Source organism: Massilia sp. BGA-UO-ETr-WB1 (genome assembly GCF_059567845.1).
In genome coordinates, this window is record NZ_JCAQOT010000002.1 from 1 (window position 1) to 2,775 (window position 2,775).

The following is a 2,775-nucleotide window of genomic DNA, read 5'->3' on the forward strand; positions in this document are numbered from 1 at the left end:
TAAATAATTTGAGTTTCGCAGCTTGCGCTGCGGGCCTCATCATCAAACGCCCACACTTATCGATTGTAAATTTTTAAAGAATTCTGCGTTGTTGCTGAAGCGTTTTGTTCAGCAGCAGAGAAGGAAGATTATGGGGCTTTTCGTTTCATCCGTCAACCCCTGTTTTTCTTCCTCGATCCTGCGCTGCGGATGTTCAGCAGCGCGGGGACAGAATTATAGCCGCCCCCACGCCGCGTGTGCAAGACTAATTTTCCGTCAGCACTTTTTGCTTGTAGCCGGCATCGGAACGGATCTGCGCATCGGTGAACGGCAGCTTGAACAAGGTCTTGCGCCCGTATAGCGGCAGCTGGTCCGCATAGTGCGCGGACTTCGGATCCACCGACTGGCCGTACACCAGCAAGCCCTTGGCCACCGGCCCCGCCTGGTCGAAGCCGACCACCTGCACGTAGCTGGTGCCCCAGCTCACATTGCTATAGCCGGAAGACCCCAGGTCGCCAGCCATATTGATGGAGTTGTAGGAACCATCGATGTCGCCGATCCCGCCGTGCAGAGGATAGCGTTTGCCGTTGCGGATTTCATTCTGGTAATCGCCGAGGCGGCCATACAGCGGCACGCCCTGCGCATTCAGCTTGGCCACGGCGGCGCGCAGCGCGTCCAGCATGGCCGGCTTGGCCGCAGGGGCCAGGCCGCGCGGCGTGTTGACCGGGTCGGCCGCATCGAACGGCACCTTCCACTTGTCCGGAATGCCGGCAGCCACGTTCCAGAATTCGCGGAACAGCACGGCGCCGCGGCTATCCAGGTCAACCTTGCGGTCCCAGATCATGAGCACGGCGCAGGCCAGCAGCAGATGGCGGTCGTTCGACGCCAGGCAGGCGGGCAGCAGCTCGGGCAGGATCAGCTCGGCGGCATGCACGCGGTTGGCGAACATCAGGCGCTGCAAATCGTCTGCATTCAGGAAGCGCTCTTCGGCCAGCGCGCCCTGCAGCTGCTTGAAGCCGATACGCGTGCGCAGCGTCTGCTCCACGTCCGTCGAACCGTACAGCGGCGAGTAGCCATATGGCGCCGGGCCGGTCAACAGCTCGCGCGCATTGCTGAGCCAGTAGGCGTCGTTCGAATTCGCCACGTAGTCGTGCCGTTCCTGCGCCGGCATATTGGCGCCGCCGAAAATGCCGGCCGGCGTGTCCGGATCCTGCCCCCAGGCGCATTCGCTGCGCGCGCCGTCGAAGCCGACCAGCGCTGGCAACACCAGGCAGTCCGAGAGGAATTTATCCGCGCCCATATTCGGCACGGCGCTGCCGTCCATATACAGGGTGTTGCCTTCCCGATCCGCCGCGATCGTGTTCACCCACGGCAAGCCGGCGATGGCGTTCAGGCTGCTCTTCACGGCGGCCACATTGGACGCCTTGCCGATGGCCAGCCACTGCTGCACCAGCCGCGTGTTGCTGCGGTTGGCGTCGCCGAGCGCGAAGGCCGTGCTGGCAGTCCAGTCCACGCCGGCGTCCGGCATCACCATCAGCGCGCCCTGCTTGCTGAAGTAGAAGGTCTTCTGCTTGCTTGCCAGCGTGCCGTCCGCCTGCAGGCTGTCGACCGACACCGTGCGCGACGTCATCTTGACCGGCGCGCCGTCATAGAAATACGTGGTGCCGGTGGGATCGGCCGGGTCCAGGTCGAGCTTGAAGGTGGTGAAGTGCAGCGCCTTGGTGACGGTATGGGTCCAGGCCATGTCCTTGTTGAAGCCGATGACCACGGCAGGCATGCCGCCCAGGCTGGCGCCCATGGCGTCGTACTTGCCGGGCACCGTCAGGTGCACCTGGTAGAAACGGTCGGCGCTGGTCCACGGGTAATGGGGATTGCCGAGCAGCAGGCCGCGCCCGTTGGCGCTCGCCTCTTTGCCGATCGCCACGCCATTGCTGCCCAGGCCGGCGGGCATGCCCATCGGGATTTTGCGGGTGGCCGGCGCGATCGACTTGGCCAGCGCCACGGTGGCAGCCGGTTCGCGCGCGGCGGCAACGATGGCGCCGGCGAACACTTCGCCCGTGGCGTGCAGCGCTTTTTCCGCGATCAGCAAATACATATCGTCCAGGCTCATGGCCTTGACCCAGGCCGCGCCCTTGCAGGCGGCGGGCAGGCTGGCGGCGTGGTCGCGCAGGTAACGGTTGTAGCCGGCGACATAGCCGGTCAGCACATCGCGCACTTCCTGGGTGCTGGCGGCGTAACCCGCGCGCAGCTGCTCCAGGTCGAGATAGCCTTTGAAGAAGAAATCGCTGTCCTCGTTACGCAGGTCGACGTAGTCGATGGCGGCGCCGTATTCGCCGTTCTTCGGCTTGGTGGCGTGCACGTCGGGGCCGAAATAGCGCGAGCGCTCGCCGCGCACTGTCAGCAGCGTATCGGCCAGCATGCAGACATTGTCTTCCGCATAGGCATATGCCAGGCCGTAGCCGAGGCTGCGGAAGTCCGCCGCCTTGACGTGCACCACGCCGTAGCTGGTGCGCGTCACCTCGCTGTGGAAAGATTGCGCCGCCGCGCCGGTCGTCATCACTGCCGCCGCCAGCACCCAGATTGCCCGTGTTCGCATCTCGACTCCTTTGTGTATTGATAATTATCAAAATAATATCAGATAACAAAATTTTAAGAGTTGTTTTTCGAGCCTGCAGAACGCAAAAAACCCCGCCAGGATCACCCGGCGGGGTTTTGCTTATAACTAGCCTGACGATAACCTACTTTCACACTGGTTGCAGCACTATCATCGGCGCAAAATCGTTTCACGGTCCTGTT

Annotated in this window: 1 protein-coding gene; it reads right to left on the bottom strand. The window is 62.7% G+C overall.

The genetic code is table 11. The annotated features are described in order from the left end of the window. Window positions 1–244: 244 nt before the first annotated feature. On the bottom strand, window positions 245–2,575 hold the full coding sequence (locus AC56DV_RS00040) for a penicillin acylase family protein (RefSeq protein WP_496312273.1): 2,331 nt from the start codon (window positions 2,573–2,575) through the stop codon (window positions 245–247). Window positions 2,576–2,775: the final 200 nt, after the last annotated feature.